This window comes from Streptomyces sp. NPDC093065 (assembly GCF_044754585.1).
Classification (GTDB): domain Bacteria; phylum Actinomycetota; class Actinomycetes; order Streptomycetales; family Streptomycetaceae; genus Streptomyces.
The window spans coordinates 152,623-175,148 of the sequence record NZ_JBIVPJ010000019.1 but is presented as its reverse complement, the minus strand read 5'-3'; the positions used below and the strand labels follow the sequence as shown (position 1 = coordinate 175,148).

The 22,526-nt window shown below is 71.7% G+C and carries 17 protein-coding genes and 3 tRNA genes; 7 read left to right on the top strand and 13 right to left on the bottom strand.

The features are described from left to right. Nucleotides 1–80: 80 nt before the first annotated feature. Nucleotides 81–431, bottom strand: coding sequence for a metallopeptidase family protein (locus tag ACIQFU_RS28915; protein ID WP_402555295.1), 351 nt, complete (start codon nucleotides 429–431; stop codon nucleotides 81–83). A 116-nt stretch (nucleotides 432–547) separates the two neighbouring features. Between ACIQFU_RS28915 and ACIQFU_RS28910 the strand changes: the two genes are divergently transcribed. From ACIQFU_RS28910 to ACIQFU_RS28895, 4 genes are all read left to right on the top strand, one after another. Then, nucleotides 548–2,170, top strand: coding sequence for a metallophosphoesterase (locus ACIQFU_RS28910; protein ID WP_402555293.1), 1,623 nt, complete (start codon nucleotides 548–550; stop codon nucleotides 2,168–2,170). Nucleotides 2,171–2,250: 80 nt separating this feature from the next. Further along, nucleotides 2,251–2,323, top strand: a tRNA-Glu gene (locus ACIQFU_RS28905). Between the two features lie 41 nt (nucleotides 2,324–2,364). Continuing rightward, nucleotides 2,365–2,439: transfer RNA gene (locus ACIQFU_RS28900), tRNA-Asp, on the top strand. 27 nt (nucleotides 2,440–2,466) lie between these two features. Then, a tRNA-Phe gene (locus tag ACIQFU_RS28895) sits at nucleotides 2,467–2,540 on the top strand. 124 nt (nucleotides 2,541–2,664) lie between these two features. Here ACIQFU_RS28895 and ACIQFU_RS28890 read toward each other — a convergent pair. After that, nucleotides 2,665–3,615, bottom strand: a complete 951-nt coding sequence (locus ACIQFU_RS28890) for a beta-ketoacyl-ACP synthase III (protein WP_402555292.1) — start codon at nucleotides 3,613–3,615, stop codon at nucleotides 2,665–2,667. A gap of 106 nt (nucleotides 3,616–3,721) precedes the next feature. Between ACIQFU_RS28890 and ACIQFU_RS28885 the strand changes: the two genes are divergently transcribed. Beyond that, nucleotides 3,722–4,324: a TetR/AcrR family transcriptional regulator gene (locus ACIQFU_RS28885; RefSeq protein WP_402555290.1), complete on the top strand. Its 603-nt coding sequence runs from the start codon at nucleotides 3,722–3,724 to the stop codon at nucleotides 4,322–4,324. A 98-nt stretch (nucleotides 4,325–4,422) separates the two neighbouring features. On the opposite strand, the gene ACIQFU_RS28880 is transcribed toward ACIQFU_RS28885, so the two are convergent. From ACIQFU_RS28880 to ACIQFU_RS28855, 6 genes are all read right to left on the bottom strand, one after another. Then, nucleotides 4,423–6,651, bottom strand: a complete 2,229-nt coding sequence (locus tag ACIQFU_RS28880) for an FAD/NAD(P)-binding protein (protein WP_402555288.1) — start codon at nucleotides 6,649–6,651, stop codon at nucleotides 4,423–4,425. Nucleotides 6,652–6,695: 44 nt separating this feature from the next. Next, on the bottom strand, nucleotides 6,696–7,814 hold the full coding sequence (locus ACIQFU_RS28875; RefSeq protein ID WP_402555286.1) for a pyridoxal-phosphate-dependent aminotransferase family protein: 1,119 nt from the start codon (nucleotides 7,812–7,814) through the stop codon (nucleotides 6,696–6,698). Beyond that, complete coding sequence (aepY, locus tag ACIQFU_RS28870; RefSeq protein WP_402555285.1) at nucleotides 7,811–8,941, bottom strand: phosphonopyruvate decarboxylase; 1,131 nt, start codon at nucleotides 8,939–8,941, stop codon at nucleotides 7,811–7,813. Before aepY ends, ACIQFU_RS28875 begins: the two co-directional genes overlap by 4 nt. Then, complete coding sequence (locus ACIQFU_RS28865) at nucleotides 8,938–10,548, bottom strand: isocitrate lyase/phosphoenolpyruvate mutase family protein (RefSeq protein ID WP_402555283.1); 1,611 nt, start codon at nucleotides 10,546–10,548, stop codon at nucleotides 8,938–8,940. The genes aepY and ACIQFU_RS28865 overlap by 4 nt, the downstream gene beginning before the upstream one ends. 183 nt (nucleotides 10,549–10,731) lie before the next feature. Next, entirely contained in the window at nucleotides 10,732–12,297 is a 1,566-nt protein-coding gene (locus ACIQFU_RS28860; RefSeq protein WP_402555281.1) for an MFS transporter, read from the bottom strand. A gap of 62 nt (nucleotides 12,298–12,359) precedes the next feature. Beyond that, nucleotides 12,360–13,292: a sterol desaturase family protein gene (locus ACIQFU_RS28855; protein ID WP_402555280.1), complete on the bottom strand. Its 933-nt coding sequence runs from the start codon at nucleotides 13,290–13,292 to the stop codon at nucleotides 12,360–12,362. A 365-nt stretch (nucleotides 13,293–13,657) separates the two neighbouring features. Between ACIQFU_RS28855 and ACIQFU_RS28850 the strand changes: the two genes are divergently transcribed. Next, nucleotides 13,658–13,939, top strand: a complete 282-nt coding sequence (locus ACIQFU_RS28850; protein ID WP_402555278.1) for a chorismate mutase — start codon at nucleotides 13,658–13,660, stop codon at nucleotides 13,937–13,939. 391 nt (nucleotides 13,940–14,330) lie between these two features. Then, nucleotides 14,331–15,053, top strand: a complete 723-nt coding sequence (locus ACIQFU_RS28845; protein WP_402555276.1) for a BTAD domain-containing putative transcriptional regulator — start codon at nucleotides 14,331–14,333, stop codon at nucleotides 15,051–15,053. Between the two features lie 136 nt (nucleotides 15,054–15,189). On the opposite strand, the gene fabF is transcribed toward ACIQFU_RS28845, so the two are convergent. The 5 genes from fabF to fabG form a co-directional block, all read right to left on the bottom strand. After that, the gene (fabF, locus tag ACIQFU_RS28840; RefSeq protein WP_402555275.1) at nucleotides 15,190–16,440 is read right to left on the bottom strand and encodes a beta-ketoacyl-ACP synthase II; all 1,251 of its coding nucleotides are present in this window, start codon (nucleotides 16,438–16,440) and stop codon (nucleotides 15,190–15,192) included. A gap of 81 nt (nucleotides 16,441–16,521) precedes the next feature. Further along, on the bottom strand, nucleotides 16,522–17,346 hold the full coding sequence (locus tag ACIQFU_RS28835; protein ID WP_402555273.1) for an SDR family oxidoreductase: 825 nt from the start codon (nucleotides 17,344–17,346) through the stop codon (nucleotides 16,522–16,524). Continuing rightward, entirely contained in the window at nucleotides 17,343–18,503 is a 1,161-nt protein-coding gene (locus tag ACIQFU_RS28830) for an acyl-CoA dehydrogenase family protein (RefSeq protein ID WP_402555271.1), read from the bottom strand. Before ACIQFU_RS28830 ends, ACIQFU_RS28835 begins: the two co-directional genes overlap by 4 nt. Continuing rightward, nucleotides 18,500–21,511: a 3-phosphoshikimate 1-carboxyvinyltransferase gene (gene aroA / locus ACIQFU_RS28825; RefSeq protein WP_402555269.1), complete on the bottom strand. Its 3,012-nt coding sequence runs from the start codon at nucleotides 21,509–21,511 to the stop codon at nucleotides 18,500–18,502. The genes ACIQFU_RS28830 and aroA overlap by 4 nt, the downstream gene beginning before the upstream one ends. 243 nt (nucleotides 21,512–21,754) lie before the next feature. Further along, nucleotides 21,755–22,516: a 3-oxoacyl-ACP reductase FabG gene (gene fabG, locus ACIQFU_RS28820; RefSeq protein WP_402555268.1), complete on the bottom strand. Its 762-nt coding sequence runs from the start codon at nucleotides 22,514–22,516 to the stop codon at nucleotides 21,755–21,757. Nucleotides 22,517–22,526 lie beyond the last annotated feature (10 nt).

The window sequence follows — 22,526 nt, the reverse complement described above, 5'->3', positions numbered from 1 at the left end:
GGGTCAAGGAGTCGCCGTGCCCAACTCCCGTCACCCACAAGAGGACACGCGTCCGGCGAGGCGGACTTGACCCGAGCGCGTCACCCGTACCCGAGGGAGTGCAACCGCGCGTCGTCGATGCCGAAGTGGTGGGCGATCTCGTGAACGACCGTCACCTCGGTCTCGGCGACCACGTCTTCACGCGTCTCGCAGTACCGCAGGGTCGGCCCCCGGTAGATGGTGATCCGGTCCGGCAGCACGCCCGCGTACCACTCCCCGCGCTCCGTCAGCGGCGTCCCCTCGTACAGCCCGAGCAGCTCGGGCTCGTCCGCCGGCGGTTCGTCCTCGACGAACACCGCGACGTTGTCCATCAGCCGCGTCAGCTCCGGCGGGATCCGGTCCAGGGCCTCGGCGACCAGTTCCTCGAACTCCTCGCGCGTCATCTCCAGCACAGGCCCATTGTCGGGTACGACCGTGGGGTACGACCCGCATATCCGCGACGGGCCCCGGGCATACGGGACCACAGGTCCGCGTCCCCGTCGCAGCCCCGCACGCCCTGGCCGAGGTGATGAACCCCATCCGCAACGTCCCGCGCACCCTCACCCGCCGCTACCACGACCTGCGCGCCCGCCGCGGCCTGCGCGACCGCCGCACGTCCGCGACCCCGGAACTGGCCGCCCGCCCCCGCCCCTGGGTCCGCGCCGCCGGCCTCGTCGCCGTCGTCCTGCTCGGCGCCTGGCTGGGACTGCTGGTCGTCGGCAACGTCCGGGTCCCGGTCGGGCCCATGGACACGACGATGACCCTGCGCCCGTCGCTCGCGGGCGGCACGAAGATCAACGTCTCACCGCTGGGCGCCCTCCAGCTCGACAGCCACGTCGCCCCGGTCCGCCTCGACGTCAACGTGGACCAGCTCGACCCCGCCCGCGCCCAAGCCCTCGTCGACCACCCCGAACGGCTCTCCGGCCTCCAGGACGAGGTCGCCCACGACGTCGGGCACGGCACACTCGACCTCGCCGTCCGTTCCTGCGTGGCCGTCGTCACCGGCGCCACGGCCCTCGGTCTCGTCGTCTACCGCCGGCCCCGGCGCGCCCTCGCCGCGGGCGGACTCGCGCTCACCCTCCTGGTCGCCTCCGGCGGCACCGCGTACGCGACCTGGAACCCGGATTCCGTCCTGGAGCCGAAGTTCTCCGGCCTGCTCTCCTCCGCGCCCTCCCTGGTCGGCAACGCGCGCAGCATCGTGACCGAGTTCGACGTCTACCAGCAGGAGCTGGCCCGCCTGGTGACCAACGTGACCAAGCTCTACGACGTCACCTCGACGCTCCCCGCCTACCAGCCCGACCCGACCACGATCCGCGTCCTGCACGTGTCGGACATCCACCTGAACCCGGCGAGCTGGAAGATCATCGCCTCCCTGGTGGAGCAGTACAAGGTGAACGTGATCGTCGACTCCGGCGACACGATGGATCACGGCACCGCCGCGGAGAACGGCTTCCTGGACCCCGTCGAGGACCTCGGCGCGCCCTACGTCTGGGTCCGCGGCAACCACGACTCCCGCGGCACCCAGGAGTACCTGAAGCACCTGAAGAACGTGCACGTCCTGGACGACGGCCACGCCCGGACCGTCGCTGGCCTGCGCTTCGCCGGCATGGGCGACCCGCAGTACACCCCCGACCGCTCCAAGGCGGACGGCGCCGAGGCCTCCCAGGAACTGGCCGGCGCCCGCCTCGCCTCCGCCCTGCGCGACCAGAGCGCGGCCGGCACCCCGGTGGACGTGGCCGTCGCCCACGAGCCGTCGGCCGCCCGCGAGGTCGACGGCGACGTTCCGCTGGTGCTCGCCGGGCACCTCCACCACGAGGACATGGAGGTCATGAAGTACGGCACCCGGCTGCGCACCGAGGGCTCCACCGGCGGCAGCGGTCTGCGCGCGGTCGAGGGCAAGTACCCGGACCCGATCCAGGCGTCGATCCTCTACTTCGACCGGGACTCCCGGCGCCTCCAGGCCTGGGACGAGATCAAGCTCGGCGGTCTCGGCCTGACGACGGCCGAGGTCAGCCGTCATCTGCCGAAGGAGAACCAGCCGGGCGCGACCCCGTCGCCCTCCCCCACCGGCCCGTCCCCCACCGGCTCGTCCCCCTCCCCCGGCGGCCCCTCCCGCTCCGCCCCGGGCAGCCGCGCCCCCGGCACTCCGTAAACCGTTTTGGCGATACCTCCCGCCATCCCATATGCTTCTCACGTCCCCGACGCGCTGAGAAGCGCCCAGGCGGGCCGATAGCCCTCATCGTCTAGCGGCCTAGGACGCCGCCCTTTCAAGGCGGTAGCACGGGTTCGAATCCCGTTGGGGGCACGCTCAACATCAGGTGTCAGGATTTCCGGACACCGCAGCTTGGTCCTGTGGAGCAGTTTGGAGTGCTCGCCACCCTGTCAAGGTGGAGGCCGCGGGTTCAAATCCCGTCAGGACCGCTTGCAGATCGCCTCGGCGAACTGCGTGGCTGGGTAGCTCAGTTGGTACGAGCGTCCGCCTGAAAAGCGGAAGGTCGCCGGTTCGACCCCGGCCCCAGCCACCGCGAAACGAGAAACCCCGGACGGTCTCCGTCCGGGGTTTCTCGCGTTCATGCCCCACGGCCCCGTGCGGTGCCTTCGGCGGCCGGCCGCCGGCCGGGGTCTGTCCGGAGCACCGGGGCGGCCTCAGGGGCAGCCGACGACCTGGCCGGCCCAGGACAGGCCTCCGCCGAAGCTGAACAGCAGCACGGGGGCGCCAACGGGTACCTCGCGGCGCTCGACGAGCTTGGACAGCGCGAGCGGGACCGAGGCGGCGGAGGTGTTGCCCGAGTCGACGACGTCCCGGGCGATCACGACGTCGTCGCGCAGCGCGAGGCGTCGGGTCAGTGCCTCGATGATCCGCAGATTGGCCTGGTGGGTGACGACTGCGGCGAGGTCGGTGGTGGCGATACCGGCACGTTGGCAGGCGTCCTCGACGAAGGCCGGCAGCTCGGTGGTGGCCCAGCGGAAGACCGTCTGCCCCTCCTGGGCGAACTTCGGCTGCCAGCTGTCCCGCAGCCGCACCGCGTTGCCGCGGGTCGGGTCGGAGCCCCAGACGACGGGGCCGATGCCGTCGTGGTCCGCCTCGGTCGGGCTGATCACCGCCGCGCCCGCACCGTCGGCCAGGAGGACGCACGTCCTGCGGTCACTCCAGTCGGTGACGTCGGACATCTTCTCGGCGCCGACTACGAGGGCGTGCCGGGCTGCTCCCGCCTTGAGTGCGTGGTCCGCGCCGGCCAGGGCCGTGGTGAAGCCTGCGCAGCCGTTGTTCAGGTCGAAGCAGACGGCGGACGGGATCCCCAGGTGAGCGGCGACCTGGGCGGCGACGGAGGGGCAGCGATCCATGGCGGAGCAGGTCGCGACGGTCACGAACCCGATCTCCTCCGGTGCGAGACCGGAGGCGGCCAGAGCCTTGGCCGCGGCGGCCGCGGCCATGTCGGTCACGGACTCGTCCTCACCCGCGATCCTGCGGGCGGCGATCCCCGTTCGCCGGCGGATCCAGTCATCGCTGGTGTCCACCAACCGCTCCAGGTCCGCGTTGCTCAGCACTCGGGACGGCTGGTGGTGCCCCATCGCGGCGATACGGTTCCCCGGCATGGTTCTCCTCGGTCGGTCTGGGTGGTCGTTCGGGCGGAGCTCGCCGGAATATAGCAACCGATCGACCGGAAGCTAAAGTGCGGGCGAGCGGCTATCATGCCGTGTCATGAGCCCTCGCAACTCCGTCCTCGAGGCCGGCCGCACCCGACAGCGCATCGTCGACCGTGGCCTGGCTCTCGCCTCCGTGGACGGCTTGGAGGGGCTGACCATCGGCCGGCTGGCAACCGAACTGGGGATGAGCAAGGCCGGGGTGCTCGGTCACTTCGGCACGAAGGAGGGCCTGCAACTCGCCGTCGTCGACGCCGCGGCGGAGATGTTCTCCCGCGAAGTGCCGCAGAGGGCCCGGGGCGCGTCTCCGGGACTGGCACGCCTCAGCGCGTTGTGCGAGGCATGGATCTCATACCTGGAACGGGCGTTGCTGCCGGGCGGCTGCTTCTTCACGGCCGTGGCGGCGGAGTTCGACGGCCGCGGCGGACCGGTGCGTGACGCCATCGCCGGCCTGGACTCGCTCTGGCGCCGCGACCTGGGCATCCACATCCGAAGCGCCGTCGCCGTCGGCGACCTGCCGGCCGACACCGACCCCGACCAACTGGTGTACGAGCTGTTCGGGATCATGCTGGCCCTCAACCACTCCCTGCAACTCCATCGTGACGACCGGGCCCCCGGACGCGCTCGACGCGCGGTGCGGCAGCGTCTCGGGACCCGCTGACACCGGCCGGTGGTGACGAGCCGGGCGGCCGGTGTCCGGTCCTCGCTCCCGGCCCGCGGCCGGAGACGGAGCGCGGAACACGCGGGAGGCTCAGGAGGCTAGGACGTCCGGCTGCCGCCGCTGTCCAGTGCGCGCCAGAAGCCGTCGAGCCAGACCAGTACGTCGCGCATCACGTAGTGGTTGGCATTCGGCCGCAGCGCCGACAGCAGGAAGGAACGCGCTCCTTCGGACGGCACACCGAGGACCGTGATCCGCGGCTCGGCACTGCCGTCCGACCGGACCGGGTGAAACTCCGGCGTCAGGTCGAGGCCGCCCGGACGGAAGTCCGCACCGTCGGCCGCGGCGTTGCGCCACAGCCGGACCGTGCCGCGGGCCAGCAGGTTGCGGTAGAGCGGAAGGACGTCCGCTTCCGGATCGAAGGCATGGATACGGGCGTCGACCAGCACGTCGACCGGCCGCGAGAACGCGTGGTGCGCGCCCTCGACCACGACCCGGTTCGTGCGCTCGTCCAGACGCAGCCGCGCGCCGGGACCGGCACCGACGTCCAGCAGCCCGTGGTCCATCAGCGCCATGATCTTCGCCATGATCTCCGGCGCCGCACCGTTGGCCAGCCGGTTGTGGTGGCGTACGTAGCGTTCGAGGAAGACCCGCTGGGACGCGGCCGTGAGGCCGGCGTCGTCCACGGCGTACGAGATGACCGAGCGCAGGTCTCGCCAGACGCCGTCCGAGGCCGCCTTGTGCGGGTTGCGCAGGTTTCCCTGACGCGCCCACTTCTGGTCGCGCGCCATGAAGTCCCGCACCTCGGCGCCGAATCCGGCGGGGCCGTGCCGCGGGCCCACCGGCTGGACGGCACGGCGCCAGTTGAAGCGGTTGCCGCCGACGCCGGTCTCCAGGGCCGACGGCGAACCGAGGCCGTCGAGCACCATCTTCGGCGCCGACGCACGGTCCAGACAGCGGCCGACCTCCCGCTCCGCCGCCGGTCCGAACACCGTCCCGGCCCAGTGCAGCAGCACGTCCCGCACCGGCCAGGAGACCGACTTCCGGACCGCCTCGACCGGCACGGTCCCGCGCATGACGGACTCGAGCACCTCGGTCACCTCGTCCACCGCGCGCTCCAGCGGACCGAGCAGCCGCTCCGGGCCGTCGCCGTGGTCGAGCGCGCCGGCGAGGAACGCGAGGTAGTCCGGCAGCGCGCGTTGTGTCAGGAGCAGCGCGGCGCCGGGTCCGAAGAGCGTGACGTAGTGCAGGTGCGCCATCTCCAGGACGACGAGCGGCAGTACGTCCTGCTCGAAGTCGAGCTGCGCCTGCCGGCCGGTCCCGCTCTCCGGGTACGGGCGGCCGACGCCGGCCCGGAGCCGGCGTATCGCCTCGTGGGTGAGGAACGTGCCCGGATGGTCCCCGGAGCCGTCGCTCGGTTTGTGGTTGTCGGGCCGGGCGAAGGTGAAGAGCCCGGAGCCGCTGAAGGCGACGATGCCCGCGGGCTCCGCACCGCCGGGCCGGTAGACCAGGGTGCCGCCGTCGCCCTCGGCGAACGTGCCGCCGCGGCCCTCGGTCAGGTGGAGGATGGTGTCGATGGCGGTGAGGCCCATGCCGGCGCAGCCGACGACGGCCCGCGGACCGCAGCCGACCGCGTCGAGCTCCACGTCCATCGGATACGGGTGCGGGACGTGCCGGGTGGCGCTGCCTGCGGTCAGACGGGCCAGGCGGCCGCCGGCCGGGCTGCGCCGGGCGTCGTGGTACGAGTGGCCGGTGAGCAGCAGCACCTCGTCGGCCGGGTACCGGGAGCCGTCCGCGGTGACCACGCGGAGCTCCGCGCCGTGGGACTCGACGTCCGTGACCTCCGCGCGGTGCAGGTGGAGCTCCGCGCCGGTGTGGCGGCGCAGGTCGGCGGCGTAGACGTCGAACATGTCCCGCAACGCCAGCCCGTGCACGTACCGTCGGGGCCAGTCCTCCGGGCCCAGGTCGAAGTCCGGATCGCCGGTCTCCGAGAAACGGCGCCGGCACCACTCGTGGAGCGTCGGCCGCTGCGCCGCCGGACGCAGCGGGCCGGCGCCGGCGACGGTCTCGTCGGCCGCGAAGCTCACCTGGCTGCCGATCCGGTTGAGGTAGCTCGTGCGGACCTGGGTGGGGCTGTGCGCCCGGCCGGCACCGAACTCGCCGGTCCGCTCGAAGACGCGCACCTCCAGGCCCCGGCCCGGCTCGAGCCTGCCGGCCGTCGCCGACAGCCGCTCCAGGACGTAGGTCGCCCTGGGCCCACCGCCGACGAGCGCGAGCCGGTACGGCGCCGCCGACGGTGCGGACCGGTCCGGTCCCTCAGGGGTGGTCACGTAGTACCTCACTCGGTGGATGAGCGGAGCTGGCGGGAAACGGGTCAGTGCCGGGACGGCAGCAGGCCGGCGAGAACCACGAGGAAGCGGTCGACGTCCGCCTCCGTCATGCGGCCCATGGTCGACAGCCGGAAGAAGTCCCGGGCCAGCCGCTCCTGGGCGCTGTAGATGACGAAGCCCTCCGCCCGCAGGCCGCGGTGGAGCTCCGCGTAACTGCTGCCCTCCGGAATGCGGACGGCGGTCAGTCCCGCGGCCCGCTGCTCCGGCGGAAGGAGGATCTCCAGGCCGAGCGCCTCGAGTCCGGCGCGCAGCCGTCGCGCCAGCGCGGTGTACCGCTCGTGGCGGGCCTCCCAGCCCTCGGCGAGGGCCAGATCGAGCGCCGCGTCGAAGGCGTAGTAGGCCGGGATGCCCGGGGTGAAGGCGGGCGCGACGGCCTTCTCCTGCGCCTGGTAGTGCCGGTGCAGGTCGAGGTAGTAGCCGCGCTTCGGCGCTGCGCCGAGGCCTTCGAAGGCGGCCTTGGCGGCGCTGACGAAAGCCAGCCCCGGGGCGCCTTCCAGGCACTTGTTGGCGGAGCCGGCGAGCCAGTCGACGCCGTCCTCGGCCAGGGAGACGCGCTCGGCGCCGATGCTGCTGACCGCGTCGACGATCACCTCGCGGCCGTGCGCGTGGGCGATCCGGGTCACCGCGGCGACGTCGTTGAGCATGCCGCTGCTGGTCTCCTGGTGCACCACGCCGACGTGGGTCAGCCCCGGGTCGGCGACCAGCGCCCGCTCGGCCGCGGCCGGGTCGAGCGGGGTGGCCCAGCCGTGTTCGAGCCGGTGGGCGCGGATGCCGTGGGCGGCGGCGATGTGGGCGAACCGCTCGCCGTAGTGGCCGTTGTCGAGGACGAGCAGGCCGCCCCCGTCGGGCACGGCCGAGCTGATGGCCGCCTCCACCGCCGAGGTGCCGGAGCCGGTCAGGACGACCGAGGTGTGCCGCGCGTCGCCGCCGGCGATCCGCGTGACCTTGTCCCGTACCCGGGTGAGGAGTTCGGAGAACTCGGGCTCGCGGTGGCACATGTCGGGTCCGGCGAGCGCCGAGCGGACCCGGTCGTCGGTGATGACCGGTCCGGGGTTCATCAGGACCAGCCGCTGCGGCGCGGCCGTGTCGCGGTCGTGGCTCACTGGGTGATCGCCTCCATGAACCGTGCTGCCGACTGGGGCGGACGGAGGGCCGGGCGGCCGAGGTTCGGGTCCGAACCGACGGCGATCCGCACGCGGATCAGCTGGGCGCCGCCGTCGCGCTGGGCGCGCAGCACGGCCTCGCGCAGGCTCCGCGCGTCCGACACGTCGCTGACGGCCCGGTAGCCGACGGCGGTCGCGACGGCACAGAAGTCCACGCCGGCGGACGCGGTGGGCTGGGCGCCGGTGGACTCGTACGACTCGTTGTCGAGCAGGATGTGGCAGAGGTCCGTGCCGGCCTCGCGTCCGATGGTGGTCAGCGCTTCGAGCCGCATCAGGGCCGCGCCGTCGCCGTCGAGGACGGCGACGGGCCGGTCGTCGGTATGCATCGCCACGCCGAGGGCCACGCTGGAGGCGCAGCCCATCGAGCCGACGACGTACAGGTTCTCGGGCCGGTCCCAGTCGCACTCCAGCTCACGGGCGGTCTTGCCGGTGGTCGCGACGAGCAGCGTCCGCGGGTCCATCGCGCGGACCACCTCGCCGATCGCCTCGGCCCGGCGCATGAGCGGCGGCGCGGGCTCGGCGGCGGGTACCGCCGGCTTCGGGTACGGCGCGATGGCGCCCTTGGGCACGATGAAGGCGAACGGCAGGCCGGTGGCCGCCATGTGCGCGGCCGCCTCGTCCAGCCGCTCCGCGAACACCTCGGGGTCGTCCGGCAGCACCTCGTTGCGGATGTCCATGGCGGTGAGCATGTCCGGCGTGATCCGGCCCATCAGCTCGTGCTGCGGCTCGTCCGGGCTGCCGGGCCGGCCGCGCCAGGTGACCAGCAGGAGGACCGGCAGCCGGAGCGTGTGGCAGAGCGAGGTGAGCGGGTTGACGGTGTTGCCGAGGCCGGAGTTCTGGAGGATGACGACCGGGTGCCGGCCGGCCAGCCGGGCGCCGGCCGCGATGGCCACCGCCTCGCCCTCATTCGCGGCGATGACGTAGTCCTGCGGGTGCTCGGCCTCCAGACAGGTGATGACCGGCCCGAGGAAGGAGCAGGGCACTCCGGTGAACGGGCCGAAGCCGCGGTCGTGGAGCAGGTCGACGACGCTGCGCGCCGCGAGCCTCGGCACGGTGGCGGTACTCACCGCTGTGCCTCCTCGCCGGCGAGCAGCGCGGTGGCGCGGCGGGCGTCGTCCGCGGTGCGCAGCTCCAGCCAGCCGGAGGCGATCTCCACGGCGCGCACCCGGTGGCCGGCCTCGACCAGGTCGGCGACCAGGTCGGCGAGGCTGGCCTGCTGCGAGTTGGCCCGGCGCTTCTCCGCGGCGGCGCGCAGCGCGGCGAAGCCCTGCGGCGAGAAGGCGGCGGCGCCGGCGAACTCGCCGTCGGCCCCGTCCCGGCCGACCGCGACCACGTCGCTGCCGTCGCTGCCGGCGATCCTGCGGCCCTCGCGCGTCGCGGAGTTGAGGCTCAGCGGCACGGCGTCGGCGCGCGGTGCCGCGCCGGCGGAGACGTCGACGAGGAGCGCGATGTCGCTGCCGGCGGCGCCGGCCGCGGTGAGCCTGCTCAGCGGCTCGCTCTCGACGAAGGCGTCGCCGGAGACCACCACGGTGCCGCTGAGGTAGGCGCCGGACAGTTCGAGCAGCGCGCCGGCCGCGTCGGTGTGCTCGGCGAGGACCGACACGTCCTGCGGACGCCGTTCGGGCGCGTCGGCGGACGTGGCGAGGGCCACCGACTCGATGCCGGACCGGCGCAGCGCCGACGTCTGGTGGTCGAGGAGCGCCACGGCGTCCCCGGCGGCCGCGTCGGCGGCGCCCGGTACGACGACGGAGCGGGCGCGGGACTCGAAGGGCGTGATGAACTCGGCCTCGTGCCGCTTCTGCGCGGCCATGCCCTGCAGGTCGAAGACGGTGGCCAGCGGGGCGATGCTGCTCTCGACGCCGGTGGTCCGGTCGTCGCGCAGGATCGACGCGAAGGTGTCGGTGACGGCGCTGATGCCGGCCCGCAGCCCGTGGTTGGCGTAGATGACCAGCTTGGCGCCGGCCTCGGCCAGCTCCGTGGCGGTGATCGTGTGGTAGGTCGTGGGTACGACCACCACCGGCGTCGGGAGCCTCCACTCGGCGAGGAACTGGAGGATCGGCTCCGGCGAGCTGCCCTTGGCGTGGATGAGCACGGCGTCGGCGCCGGCCTCCGCGTAGGCCTCGCCGCGGCGCAGCGCCTCGTCCATGCCCCAGCCCGCGATCAGCGCCTCGATACGGGCGATGACCATGAGGTCCGGCGTGCGCTGGGCGGCCTTGGCGGCGGCGAGCTTGCCGCAGAACTCGCCGACGGGCGCCAGCTCCTGCCGGCCCGGTATGAAGCTGTTGACCTTGGGGAACCGCTTGTCCTCGATGGACACCGCGGCGATCCCGGCCGCCTCGTAGCGGCGGATCATGTTCATCACGTTGTGCGCGTTGCCGTAGCCGGCGTCGCAGTCGGCGACGACCGGGACGCGGACGGCGGCGGCCAGCGAGGAGGCCACGCCCAGCAGTTCGCTCATCGAGAGGATGTCGGTGTCGGGTACGCCCTGGGAGGCGGAGACCTCCAGGCCGCTCGACCAGACCCCGTCGAAGCCGGCGCGCTCGGCGAGCCGTGCGCCGAGCGGGTTGTGGGCGCCGGCGATGCGCACCGCGCCGGGCCGGGCGAACAGGTCGCGGAGCTGTCGCGCGCCGGGGGCGATGCTTGCCTGGTTCGTTTCTGTCGTCGCGGCACTCATGCCGTTTCTCCTAATGCGTGAGGGGCGGCACAACACCATTGGGGCAGCCCACGTAGTGCGGTCGGTGAGAGGTACAGCGCGGTGGCGCCTTGCGCGGGCGGGACTCGTCCCGTGGCGTCCGGCGCCGTGCCGAAGGACCGGTTCAGCGGCGGGAGGGTCCTTCGCGGCCGGTTCCGGGGCCGGTCATCCGCGCGTCCCGGCGGCGGTTTCGTCCGGGGTCTGGTCGGCGGTCTCCTCCCGGGTCGTGGCGGCCGCCTTCTCGGGTTTGGCGGCGAGGCCCGCCAGGGCGCCGAAGGCGGCCACCGCGGCGGTCACCAGCAGCGCGTACTGCATGCCTTCCAGGAACACCCCGTGGCTGATGCCGGTGAGGAGCTCCTGCGCGGCGCCGCTCGCGCCGAGCTCCGGCGGCCGGCCCACCGCCGCTGCCCGGACCGCCTCCTCGGCCTGGCCGGGGCCGAGCGTGACGTCGGCCGCCGCGAGCCGCCCCGGCAGCGCTGCCGCGGCGTGCGAGGCGACGATCGCGCCGGCCGAGGCGATGCCGAGGCTGCCGCCGATCTGCATGGCGGTCTGCTGCATGCCGCCCGCCACTCCGGCGAGTTCCACCGGAGCACTGCTCATGACCAGCTTGGTGCCGCCGATCATGATCGGGCTGAAGCCGAGCCCGAGGACGAAGAAGAACAACGTCATCTTCGGCGTGCTGGTCCCGGCGTCGAGTCGGGACAGCGCCACCATCGCGACGGTGGTGACGGCCAGACCGAGCACCACGGGTGTCCGGGGGCCGGAGCGGCTGATCCAGATCGCCGTCGGCGGCGCGCCGACGATCATCAGCAGGGTCAGTCCGAGCACCTGGACGCCGGATCGGGCGGGCGTCAGGCCGAGCACGTTCTGGAGGTAGAAGACCAGGACGAACGGTGCGCCCACCATCACGAACCCCATCACGGTCATCGTGACGACCCCGACGGAGAAGCGGGCGGAGCGGAAGATCCGCAGCGGGACGAGCGGGTCCTCCGCGCGCCGCTGCCACCAGGTGAAACCGCCGGCGAGCACGGCGGCGGCGAGCAGGTAGGCCGCCGTCCCGGGATGCGACCAGCCCTGGTCGGGAACCAGCGTCAGGCCCCACACCAACGAGCACAGGGCCCCGGCCAGCACCACCGTGCCGACGAGGTCGAACCGGCCGGCCGCGTCGTCGGCCCGGCCGCCGCGCAGCACCGCGGCGCCGAGGCACAGCACCAGCGCGCCGAGCGGCACGTTGAGGAAGAAGACCCAGCTCCAGTCCGCCTTCTGCACGATCAGGCCGCCGACGACCGGGCCGGCCGCGGTGGAGGCGGCGATGACCGCGCTGCGCACCGCGATCGGCATGTTGAGCCGGTCGGCGGGGAACGCGCTGCGCAGCAGTCCCAGCGTGGCCGGCTGCATCAGCGCGCCGAACGCGCCCTGGAAGACCCGCAGGCCGACGACCCAGCCGAGCTGTGTCGACAGGCCGATCGCCACCGACGTTCCGGTGAAGCCGACGACGCCGACGAGGAAGATCCTGCGGTGTCCGAACCGGTCGCCCATCTTGCCCGCGGTGATGAGCAGCGCGGCGACCGCCAGCAGGTATCCGTTGGTCACCCACTGGATGCCGGTCAGATCGGCACCGAGGTCGGACTGCATGGCCGGCTGGGCGACGGTGACGATCATTCCGTCGAGCGACACCATCATCGCGCCGACGGAGAGAGTGGTCAGGGTCAGCCACGGGTGGCCACGCATTCCCGTCCGGCCACGGCGGGACGGCTGCCCGTCCCGCCGTGGGCCGGAAGGAGTGGGCATCGTCATGTGAGCGCTTCGCTGGACTGCCCGGTGGCGACGACGCCGGCCGGCTCGGCGCCGGTGCCGCCCTTGTCCTCCCGCTCCTCGGCCGGCCTCCAGCCGGGCGGGCCGAAGACGTAGCCGAGCTTGTGCTTGAACGTGCGGGCCCCGCGCACGTCACGGGACATGTTGATGAACTCGTGCATCTGGACCTGCCACATGCTGTAGCTGTTCAGCTGCTTGGTCAGGCCGTACGTCGGACGCTGGAGCTCGGGCTGGAAGGTGCCGAACATCCGGTCCCAGATGATCAGGATGCTGCCGAAGTTCTTGTCCAGGTACTCCGGGTCGGTGCCGTGGTGCACCCGGTGGTGCGAGGGGGTGACGAAGACGTACTCGATCGGACGGGGCAGCTTGCCGATCTTCTCGGTGTGCGCGAAGAGGCCGTACACCAGGTGCACGGAGTGCATGGTGAACACGAGGGCCGGGTGCACGCCGAGGAGCGGCAGCGGAAACCAGATCGCCTTCTCGAACCACTGGGCCCACTTGCGGCGCAGCGCGGTCGACAGGTTGAAGTACTGGCTGGAGTGGTGGACCTGGTGGCCGGCCCAGATGAGCCGGATGGCGTGCGACGCGCGGTGGTAGACGTAGAGCAGCAGCTCGACGCCGAAGAAGAGGACGACCCAGGTCATCCACGAGTCGGTCGGCAGGTGCCACGGCGCGAGGTACTCGTAGACGAGCAAGTACAGCGCCAGTGCGATGCTGCGCAGGATCGTGGAGGAGACCAGCGCCCCGAAGCCCGTGAGGATGCTCGTCCGGTGGTCCCGGAGGTCGTATCCCGTCTGCTCTTCGTCGTCGCTGAACTTGATCGCCACCATCTCGATAATGATCAGCAGCGCCATGGCGGGAAGGGCATAGACCGCTGGGTCGTGCAGCCGGTCCAACACCTTGTCGAGCATCATTCTCTCCTCGTAGTCATGCGCCCTTCCGAGCCGCCCAGCAGCTTTATGGACACACCCCGGATGCAGTCCGCCGGTTCCGCACGACCATAATCCAGACGCCCTAAAACTGGACTTAAAAAACACCATCCGGGAAGCCGATACGCAATGAAATAGCCCGCCTGCCAGCCATGTCCCTCCGGCCTTACCGGCCGTTAAGTCGACCTTTAGTGAGCAGCGGTAAGCTGGCAGGTCCGGTCCAACAGAGCCGCACAGCCCTCGTTCGCGCCAAGCGAATCCGGCGGCGGCAGCGGCGATATCTGGCAAGTAACCGGGTCGCCGTATTAAATTCCTCGCGGAGCAGACGAGATCATGGAATCTTTCGCATGAGAGTGGACGACACCGCGAGAACGAAATCGCGACACGAAAGCGACCCGCCACCTCTTGACGCAGAGGCGCAGCAGCGTCTGATCGCGGACATCGACGACGCCATCATTCACCTGGTGCGCAGGCGGAGCGCCGCGTCCGCACGCCTGGAGCAATTGCGCGTCGCCGACGGACGTCCGCGGAAAGCACTGTCCTGGGAGAACAGCGTTCTCCGGCGCTACCGGGGCGAGCTCGGCTCGCCGGGCACGGATCTCGCCCTGCTGCTGCTCAGAATGCTGTAGCCGCCGTGCGCGCCGGCGCCGCCGACCGCCACCGGGACCGGCATCCGTGCGCACCGACCGGCTCAACCCCCGTATGTAGAGACCGCGTTGACAGGCCGGCCGGGGACCGTCCGCAAACGTCATGGCATCTCACGACAGAAGCGGGCGAACACGGCTGCCTCCGGGCCGCACGCCACGCGAAGTTACCTCCGGGTAACCTCAAATGTTCCTTCAAGCTCGCAGACGGCCCTTGACCATCCGCCCCACCTACATTAAGGATCAAGAACCGTGTGGCGTGTACGATACTTATACGCTACGCGCACGGAACTACACAGGGGGAATGTTGAAGTTCCAGATGCTCGGCCCCATTGAGATAAAAGCATCCAATGGATACCAGGTGGCACCGAAAGCAATGAAGCTTCGGTCCCTTCTCGCCTATCTCTGCGCCAATCGCGACGAAGTGGTCTCCTCAAGTCAGCTCATCGATGCTTTGTGGTCCGGCGCCCCACCACAAACCGCTTCGACCGCGCTCCACGTCTACATCTCCAAGCTCCGAAAGCACCTGCAGGACATCGGACTCGACGCCATGTCGGTCCTGGCCACCCGTCCTCCGGGATACCAGCTCAACCTCTCCGGCGTGACGCTGGACGTGAACGAACTGGAAATCCTGCTGGCGAAAGCGCGCGAACTCCGCGAGTCGGGACGCAAAGAGGAAGCATCGGAGATCTTCAGCCAGGCCATCGCCCTGTGGCGCGGACGGGCCCTGGAAGACCTGCGGGACATTCCGGCTTTCGACTCGATCGGCCGGCAGCTGGACGAACGCCGCGTCTTAGCGCAGGAGCAGCGCTTCGAACTCGAACTCGAACTCGGTAACCACACGGCCATCATCGGCGAACTGTTCTCGCTCGTCGACAACCGCTCCACGTCGGAGAACCTGCACGGCCTGCTCATGATCGCCCTCTACCGGAGCGGGCGGACGGCCGAGGCACTGGCGACGTACAGCTGTCTGCGCCGGAACCTGGTGGACGACTTCGGCATCGAGCCGACGCCCCGCCTCCAGCGGCTGCAGTACGCCATCCTCGCCCACGACCCCTCACTGGACGGACGCGACGCCCACGCGCTCAACGCCGTCTGAATCTCCCGGTACCGCGTCGACCACGGGCCGCGGCCCGGTGGCCCGATCACGTACCGGACTTCTCGTGGCACCCTCCGCCCGTGCACCGCGGTCCTCGCTCCCGCCCGGGACCGCGTTGCACGCGCGGGGCCACCGTTCACGGCCTGCGCAGCACCGCCACGCAGTTCTGGCCGCCGAAACCGAAGGCGTCGACAATGGCCGTGTCGACCGCGGCCTTGCGCGCTCGGTGCGGCACGTAGTCCAGGTCGCACTCGGCGGCCGGCGTGTCCAGATTGATCGTCGGAGGCACCACGCCGTCGCGGATGGCCAGCGCGGCGACCATCGCCGACAGCGCTCCGGCGGCTCCGATGAGGTGGCCCGTCATCGACTTCGGCGAGCTCACCAGCAGGTCGTAGGCGTGCGCTCCGAACACCTCGCGGACGGCCCGGGTCTCGGTCAGGTCGTTCGCCTTGGTTCCGGTGCCGTGCGCGCAGACGTAGTCGACCTCGTCCGGCGCCACACCGCCGGCCTGGAGCGCCTTGCGCATCGCCGCCGTCGCGTGGGTGCCGTCCGGGTGCGGCGCGCTCACGTGGAACGCGTCCGAGGTCAGCGCGCCGCCCAGGAGTTCGGCGTACGGCTGGGCGCCGCGCGCCTTCGCGTGCTGCTCGGACTCCAGGACGCAGACCACCGCGCCCTCGCCGAAGACGAACCCGTCCCGGTCGGCGTCGAACGGCCGGCTGGCCTGCTCCGGCTGGTCGTTGCGGCGCGAGAGCGCGCCCATGTTGCACAGGCCCGCGAACATCACCGGGGTGATCGACGCGTCCGTCCCGCCGGCGACGACCACGTCGGCCTCGCCGGCCAGGATCATCCGCCGGGCCTCGAGCAGCGCGTGTACTCCGCTGGCGCAGGCCAGCGCGCTCGCGGTGACCGGGCCGTGCACGCCGAGGTCGATCGCCACCTCGCAGGCCGCCATGTTGGGGATCACCGACGGCACGAAGTAGATGTCCACCTCGCTCGGATCCTCGTGCATCTGGTCGACCGCCTCGGCGATCTCGCCCATGCCGGACACCGCCGTGTTGACGACGGCTCCGACCCGGTCTCCGGCCGTCTCCGCCTCTCCGGCGCCGATCACCAGGCCCGCGTCCTCCACGGCCTCGCGCGCCGCGGCCACCGCGAGCTGGCTCAGCCTGGCGGCGCGCCGCGCCCGCTTCCGGCCCAGGAGCGCGACCGGGTCGAAGTCCTTCACCTCACCCGCGATCCGCGTGCGGAAGTCCGAGGCGTCGAAGCGGGTGATCGGCCCGATGCCGGAGCGGCCTTCGAGCAGCGCCGTCCACGTGCTCTCCCGGCTGTTGCCGACCGGGGTGATCGCCCCCATGCCGGTCAGAACTACCTTCGCCGCTGGCGGCACCCTGCGTCTCCTTCGCTCGCTGCCGCGCCGTCCGGCCGCGGTCGGCCGGGCAGAGCGCGTCGTCCGTACGTCACCCGCTGGTCAGACATCGCGCACCGGGCGGTCCGGCAGCGCCAGCTCGGGTCCGGCGTCGGCGAAGAACGGCGGCGCCACGACGCTGAGCCCGCCGTCCACCATCAGCGTCTGGCCCGTGATGTATCCGGCACCCGGGCCCAGCAGGAACGCGATCGTGTCGGCGAGTTCCTGGACCGCCCCGGGACGCCGCGCCGGAATGCGGTCCAGCACCTCGCGCATCGCCGGCATGCCGGGCACGCCGTAGAAGAACTCCAGCGAGTCCGACTCGACGAGCCCGCCGTTGACGGCGTTCACGTTGATGCCGTACGGCGCGAACTCCACCGCCATGTACCGCACCCACGCTTCGATCGCGGCCTTCATGGCGCCGAGGGTCGCGTAGGTCGGATAGGCGCGGACCGACCCGTAGGAGGACAGGGCCACCATGCGGCCGCCGCGGTCCATCAGCTTCACCGCCTCCTGCGCGCCGAGCACGAAGGGCCGCAGGTTCATGGCGTAGGAGCGGTCGAGGTGGTGCGGCTTCACGTCCATGATGTTCTTGAACGCGCTCGCCGCCGCGTTGGAGACGAAGTGGTCCAGCCGCCCGGTCTCCTCCGCGACCCGGTCGAACATGAGGCGCAGCGCGTCCGGGTCCTCCACGTCGGCCTGGACCGCGATGCCCCGGCCGCCGGCCGCGTCGATGTCGGCCACCGTCTGCTCGGCGAGGTCGCCGTTCTTCTTGTAGTTGACGAAGACGGTGCCGCCCCGGGCCGCCAGGGTCAGGGCCAGGGCCCGGCCGATGCCGCGCGAGGCGCCGGTGATCAGCGAGACCTGCCCGCCCTCCGCCGCGCTCACTGGCCGGCTCCGGCACGGGCCGCGCGGCTCAGCAGCTCGCGGAAGACCACGGCCTTCTGCACCTCGTTCGTACCCTCCTCGAACCGCTGGGCGCGGGCGTCGCGGTAGACGCGTTCCATGGGATGGTCCTTCCAGTAGCCGCGACCGCCGTGGATCTGCAGCGCCTTGTCGGTCACCGAGGTGAGCATGGTCACCGCGTGCATCTTCGCCATGGACGACTTCATCGAGGCGTCCTCGGCCCCGCTCTCGCAGCTGCGGGCGGCGTGCAGGACCAGCTGCCGGGCCGCCTCGATCTCGGTGGCGTTCTCCGCGAGCATGAACTGGATCGCCTGCCGCTCGGTCAGCCTCTTTCCGAAGGTGACCCGCCGGCCCGCGTACTCGAGGGCGAGCCGCTGGGCCCGCTCGGCCAGACCGACGCAGCTCATCGCGACGGAAATGCGCGAGGGCGTCAGGAAGCCGCCGAGGAAGATGTCCAGGCCGTCGCCCTCGGCGCCGATGCGGTGGTCCACCGGGACCGGCGTGCGGTCGAACGTGAGGGTCGCGTGATCCGTGCCCGTCACGCCCATGGTCTGCGAGGAGTCCTGCGCGTGCACACCGGCGGCGTGCCGCGGCACGAGCAGCGCCACCGTCCCGTCCCGGCCGGCGCTGCCTTCCACGCGGGCCGCGAGGAGGTAGTAGTCGCAGCGCATCCCGAAGGTGATCAGATGCTTGCGGCCCGACAGGTAGTACGTGTCGCCCTCGCGGGTCACGGAGGTGGTGATGTCGGCGCCGGTGCCGTTGTCCGGCTCGGTCAGCGTGAAGGCGATCTTCAGCTCACCGTTCACCGCGGGAACGACGAACCGCTTGCGCTGCTCGTCGGTGGCGTGGCCGTCCAGGCTGCGCCAGATCCCGTTGCACACGTGCACGATCATGCGGATCGAGCCGTGGGAGCGGGAGAAGACCTCCATCAGCTCCATCCACCGGACGAAGCCGAGGCCGAGGCCGCCGTACTCCAGCGGCGCGGCCATGCGCAGGAAGCCGTGGTCGTTGAGCTCGCTCCACAGCTCCTCGGGGACCGCGCCGGACGCCTCGATGCGCTCGGCCCAGCGTTCACCCGGCCCTTCCACCCAGCTCTCGACCTGCTCGTACAGAGCAGCGAAGTCCACGTCCCGGCTCACGCCCCACTCACCTTTTCCTGTTGTGTTCCCACGCTCCGGCCGCGCTGGGGAGCAAGGCTCCGCGCCCGGTCGCGGAGCATGAACTTCTGTACTTTGCCGGCGGCGTTGCGCGGCAGGCTGTCCACGACCTCCAGCCGCTCCGGCCAGTAGTGCCGGGCGACCCGGCCCTGGTCCAGGTAGCGCTGCATCGACGGGAAGTCGAGCCGGTCGCCGTCGCGCACCGCGACGAAGGCGCACACGCGCTCGCCGAGCCGCTCGTCGGGCATCGCCACCAGCGCCGCCTCGGCGACGGCCGGGTGGGCGTGCAGCAGCTGCTCGATCTCGGAGACCGGCACCTTCTCGCCACCGCGGTTGATCACGTCCTTCACCCGGCCGGTGATGGTGAGGTAGCCGTCGGCGTCGAGCGTCGCCAGATCGCCGGTGCGGTACCAGCCGTCCTCGGTGAAGGCGTCCGCGGTCAGGTCCGGGCGGTCGAGGTAGCCGGCGAAGGCCGTCGGCGTGTGGATCTCGAAGTTGCCCTCCACGCCCGCCGGCCGGACCCGGCCGGCGTCGTCGACCACGCGCAGCCGGATACCGTCCAGCGCCCGGCCGTCGGTGCCCCAGCGCGCGGCGGGCGCGTCCGCGGGCGTGCTCAGTGTCGCGAGGCAGGTCTCGGTGGTGCCGAACGCGCCGCAGACGGCGGTGCCCATGACGCGGCTCGCCCGCTCGGCGAGGCTGCGCGGGATGGCCGTACCGGCCGCGACGAAGGTCCGCAGCCCCGGCGGAGCCTGTCCGCTGCCCTCGACGACCTGCACCAGATCGGAGAGGAACGGCGTCGATGCCTGGACGAAGGTGGCCCGGTGCTCCTGCAGCAGTGACAGCGCCCGCTTGGCGTCCCACTCGGCCTGGAGCACCTGCGGGACGCCCAGTTCGAGCGCGAGCCACATGCCGTAGAGGAAGCCGGTCTGGTGCGCGAGCGGCGACGGCACCCACACCACGTCGTCTTCTCCCAGGCCCAGTTGGCGGATCTCGGCCGCCGCTGCGCGGGCCAGCACGTCCGCGCGGTGCAGCGCGCCCTTGGGCTCGCCCGACGTCCCCGAGGTGAACAACAGCTGCGCCAGCGCCGTCGGTTCGGGGGTCCGGGCGTCCAGCGCGGCGGCGTCGACCTCGCCGGCGGCCAGCGCCGCGTGCCAGTCGTGGAAGCGGAACGCGCCGTCGGTACGCGGCAGTCGAGCGCTCTCCTCGCAGTCCGACAGGACGAGTACGTGCTCCAGCAGTGCCGTGTCCTCGGCCGGCAGACCGGCCAGCTCCTCGGCCGGCCGGCGGCCCCGGTAGGTCTCGGCGAGCAGCAGGACGCGGGCGCCGGAGCGGCGGAGCGCGAAGCCGACCTCCCGCTCGCGGAAGAACGGCATGACCGGGCAGCAGACCGCGCCGATGCGCAGCGCGGCCAGCGTCATCACGACGAACTCCGCCTGGTTCGGAAGCTGGTAGGCGACCCGCTCGCCGGGCGCGACGCCGAGACGCAGCAGCAGGGCGGCCGCGCGGTCCACCTCCGCGGCGAGCTCCCGCCAGGTGAGCGTCGTCTCGTGGTCCGGGTGCGCGGTCACGACGGCGGTCCCGTCCGGCCGGGTCCCCGCGTGCTCGCGGATCCTGTCGGGCAGCGTCCGCGAAGGCTCCGGCACGGCGGCCGCGGGTTCACGGGCCGCGGCCGGCGCGGTGCGCGCGGGCGAGCGCTCCACGGTCATGGACAGGCCGAGGCTGCCCAGGTCGGTCAGGAAGTCCGGGTACGAGATCCGGTAGGCGTTCGGATAGCTGAGGGTGGACGGTCCCTCGGCCCGGGTCGCCGCCACGGCGAGGGCCATGAGGACGCGGTGGTCGTTGAACGACGACAGCTTCGCGCCGCGGAGGGAGGCCGTGCCGCGTACCCGCAGGGTGTCGCCGGTCAGCTCCAGCCCGGCTCCCATGGCGTTCAGCTGCGTCATGGCGGCCGCCCGGTCGGATTCCTTCAGGCGGGTGTGCGCGACGTGCTCGAAGACGGTCTCGCCGTCGGCGAAGGTGGCCAGCGTCGCGAGGACGGGCAGCATGTCGGGCATGTCCCGGCAGTCGACCGTGGCGCCCCGCAGCCGCACGCCGTCGTGCCGGACGCGCAGTCCGCGGCCGGGCTCGATCTCCATCGGGACGCCCATGTCCCGCGCCACGCGCAGGAAGTGGGCCTCGGGGTGGTCGGCCGGTCCGCCCTCCAGCGTGGTGATGCCGCGCAGCAGGACGTCGGCCGGGTGGAGTGCGGCGGCGGCGACGGCGAAGGCCGCGGAGCCGATGTCCGGCGGCAGCGTGACGTCCTGTGCCCGAGCCCGCTGTCCGGGCTCGACGGCGAAGCGCCGCCAGTCCTCCGACACGTCCACCCGCAGCCCGAACCGCCGCATCATCGCCACGGTGAGTTCGAGGTAGGGGCGCTCGTTCAGCTCGCCCTCGACCTCGATGACGGTCGGCCCGTCGGCGAAGGGCGCCAGCAGGATCAGCCCGGAGATCCACTGCGAGAGCGTGCCCGCGATCCGCACATGGCCGCCGGCCGGCGCGCCGGGCCGGACCTGCACCGGCGGGCAGCCGTCGGCGGAGGTCAGGTTCACACCCAGCTGCCGCAGGGCGTCCAGCAACGGGCCCACCGGACGCCTGCGGAAGTACTTCTGGCCGGTCACCGCGACGGGCCGGTCCGCGAGAGCCGCCAGCCCGATCATGAAGTAGAGGGTCGTGCCGGAGCTGCCGGCCGACACGGACGCGCGCCGCGGCCGGTAGACGCCGCCGAGGCCGTGCACGACGAAGGTGTCGCCCTCGGTCGTGATCCGCACGCCCAGACCGCGCAGGAGTTCCACGGTGTACTTGACGTGCCGCGCCTCGGTCAGGCCGTGGATGCGGCTCACGCCGTCGGCCAGCGAGGCCAGGATCAGCGCCCGGTGCGCGTGGTATTTCGACGTCGGCACCTGTATGTCACCGACCAGCCGGCCTGGGCCGCCGCGAACGAGAAGATGCATGACAATAAGCCTTCGAAAGAGAGGTGGACCCGGTGCGCGATCGGCGGAGGTCGACGGGACGGAAGAGGTGAAATCACGAAGAGAAAGTTCAAAACCCTCGCGTCCGGCGCCACCGTATCGACCTGGCAACCGAGCTTTCAATATTCTCCGGCAGTAATTCGGCAATCAATCGCGGAAATTAAGACCGGTTTTAGCGTCATGAATGCCCCGGGTTTATCGGTGCGGCCGTGCCCGATCGTGTCCTCACTGGCTGATGCCGCCGTCGATCTGCAGGACCTGGCCGGTGATGTAGGAGGCCCGCTCGGAGGCCAGGAACGAGACCGCGTCCGCGACCTCCGCCGCCGAGCCGATACGGCGCAGCGGAATCTGCTTGAGCAGCTTCGTCCGCGCCTTGTCGCTCATGCCGTCCGTCATGTCGGTTGCGATCATGCCGGGCGCGACGACGTTGGCCCGGATGCCGAACCGGGCCACTTCCTTGGCGAGGGACTTGGTGAAGCCGATGATGCCCGCCTTGGACGCCGCGTAGTTGGACTGCGTGGCGTTGCCGTACACGCCCGTCACCGACGAGATGTTCACGATCGTGCCGCGGGACTGCTTCATCATGGGGAACACGGCCGCGCGGCAGACGTTGTACGTCCCGGTGAGGTTGGTGTCGATGACGCTGTGCCAGGCCTGCGCGCTCATCGTCGCCAGCGGGCTGTCGTGCACGATCCCGGCGCTGGTGACCACCGCGTCGAGCGGTCCGAGCCGCTCCGCGGTCCGGGCCAGGTACGCGATGACGGCCTGCTCGTCGGTGACGTCCACGGCGGCCTCGAACAGCCGCCGCCCGTGGTCCTCGGCCAGCTTGACGACGTCGTCCGCGTCCTGCGGCCGGCTGCGGTAGCAGTAGCTGACGTCGTAACCGTCGGTGAGCAGCCGCTCCACCACCGCGCGGCCGATGCCGCGCGAACCACCGGTGACCAGGGCAACGGGTGCGCTCGCCGGCGTCATGGATGTCTCCTGCATGGTTGCGTCC

Excerpts from the sequence above, each read along its gene's own strand:
- ACIQFU_RS28890 (WP_402555292.1), bottom strand. The coding sequence starts at position 3,615 with ATGCCGGGGAACCGTATCGCCGCGATGGGGCACCACCAGCCGTCCCGA.
- ACIQFU_RS28910 (WP_402555293.1), top strand. The coding sequence starts at position 548 with ATGAACCCCATCCGCAACGTCCCGCGCACCCTCACCCGCCGCTACCAC.
- ACIQFU_RS28850 (WP_402555278.1), top strand. The coding sequence starts at position 13,658 with ATGAGAGTGGACGACACCGCGAGAACGAAATCGCGACACGAAAGCGAC.
- ACIQFU_RS28845 (WP_402555276.1), top strand. The coding sequence starts at position 14,331 with ATGAAGCTTCGGTCCCTTCTCGCCTATCTCTGCGCCAATCGCGACGAA.
- ACIQFU_RS28860 (WP_402555281.1), bottom strand. The coding sequence starts at position 12,297 with ATGCGTGGCCACCCGTGGCTGACCCTGACCACTCTCTCCGTCGGCGCG.
- ACIQFU_RS28855 (WP_402555280.1), bottom strand. The coding sequence starts at position 13,292 with ATGCTCGACAAGGTGTTGGACCGGCTGCACGACCCAGCGGTCTATGCC.
- fabG (WP_402555268.1), bottom strand. The coding sequence starts at position 22,516 with ATGCAGGAGACATCCATGACGCCGGCGAGCGCACCCGTTGCCCTGGTC.
- ACIQFU_RS28885 (WP_402555290.1), top strand. The coding sequence starts at position 3,722 with ATGAGCCCTCGCAACTCCGTCCTCGAGGCCGGCCGCACCCGACAGCGC.
- ACIQFU_RS28865 (WP_402555283.1), bottom strand. The coding sequence starts at position 10,548 with ATGAGTGCCGCGACGACAGAAACGAACCAGGCAAGCATCGCCCCCGGC.
- aroA (WP_402555269.1), bottom strand. The coding sequence starts at position 21,511 with ATGCATCTTCTCGTTCGCGGCGGCCCAGGCCGGCTGGTCGGTGACATA.